This window comes from Salibacterium sp. K-3 (assembly GCF_054052005.1).
The window spans coordinates 1-1,677 of record NZ_JBSVZE010000007.1 but is presented as its reverse complement, the minus strand read 5'-3'; the positions used below and the strand labels follow the sequence as shown (position 1 = coordinate 1,677).

Sequence of the window (1,677 nt, the reverse complement as noted above, 5' to 3'; positions counted from 1 at the left end):
GCGTAAGGAAGTAACTATTTTTTACCGACGGAGGCCTTCCGTCGGTTTTTTAATTGTCTAGGAAATTACACTAGCGTTGCATAAAAAGTAATGCTTCAAGTCAAGCGTTAATTTTCCATTTGAGACATATGTAACAGAATTTTCTGATATATGTTATTTGTACACAATGAAAAAAAGACAACAGGCATGAGAGGTAGCCCTTCATCCATTTTTTGAATAGTATATACTTTTAAACGAATAGATCGTATGTTAAATCATCTAAGTGTAACACGTCTCCTGTCTCATATTGTGCTAGGGTCTCTGCAAAAATTCGCTCATTGTCCCACCTTCGTCGTCCACTGGACTCTCGCTCTGGTTCTTTACGTACTTTCAAAATAAAGGTTGCCATGGATTGATCGTAACCATCCTTTATCCAACGCAACATTTCCAGCAAGGTTCCTTTGAAACCTATTTTATTTTTCATTAGGATGATCAGGCAAAAGGTAATCATTGCAAGATAGACTTGATTATAAACGGCATTTTCACTCTTACCATATAATGTTGTAATGACCAAGTGTTGCTTGATCCATTTGAAAAACAACTCTATTTTCCAGCGGTTTCGGTAGATATCGCTGATTTCTTGCGCACTGCGCTTGGCGTCGTTACACACAATCCGAATAGGCTTGCCATTACTATCTGTTGTCTCTATCAATTGTAATGGATGTTTCATGTTTCCGATTGTCACCATGGCATGGCGTGTGATGGGAGAAGATGGATCCACGAGTAACTCTTCCACGACGTGTACCACTGTATTGGCTTTGATACGCGTTGCAAATTTTATTCCTTTTTCCGAATAGGTATCGAACTTCGCAAAGTTGAAGTACCCGCGATCGAATACATGAAGCACATCTAACTGATAAACAATTAATTCATCCAGCTGTGTCTCATCCGCTGGTCGGGCTGGCGTTAGAATCATCTTATCTAGCGAGAGCGTATCATTGCACAACCTAATTGAAGTGTGCATTTTAATCCCGGCTTTTGTTTCTCGAAAATCAGCCCATTCATAGCCACTAAGACACATGGAAATAGTCGATGAATCAATCAAATGCAGCTGAAGCAATGCCTTTCCTGCTTTCACAGGTCCTAGTGTATACTGTACCTTTTGAATGAGATGACGAAGAATAGCTTCTGGTATTTCATGTGGGATTTGTCTATTCTTACGCGAGAGTTGTGACTTACTGATACTGTCTATACCTACTAATCGCTGCACCGTTTTTTTGCGTGAAACAGACTGACTGATTACTGCAAGATTTTCTGATTTTTTAAGTTGTGCGTAAATAAATAAGCGAATATAGGCAATGGTATCTAGCTTTTTCACATACTTGTCTACCTCTTCCATATCAATCATTTTTTGAATAACTTTTGTATCTAATGGATGAATGTATTCCTTGAATACCATTTTTATGGTATGATTGTCCATGAAAGACTCCTTATAATTTGGGATTTGGACAGGACTACCATTCCCTTATTATAAGGTTTTTTTATGCGTTTTTGTATTGATAATTCCTATTATTCTTAGTATTGACACAAGTTGTTTTTTCTTGACTACTTTATAAAAAGTTTATGCAACGCTAGTGGGAAATCATAAAATTTTTCAGCTGTGGATAAAATTACTAATTTATTTATCCACGTCCGGCT

The 1,677-nt window shown here is 37.4% G+C and carries 1 protein-coding gene; it reads right to left on the bottom strand.

The window, feature by feature from the left end; translation table 11 throughout:
* Nucleotides 1-229: 229 nt before the first annotated feature.
* A complete protein-coding gene (locus ACW9JV_RS19275; RefSeq protein WP_457337521.1) occupies nt 230-1,459 on the bottom strand; it encodes an IS4 family transposase in 1,230 nt (409 codons plus the stop codon).
* Nucleotides 1,460-1,677 lie beyond the last annotated feature (218 nt).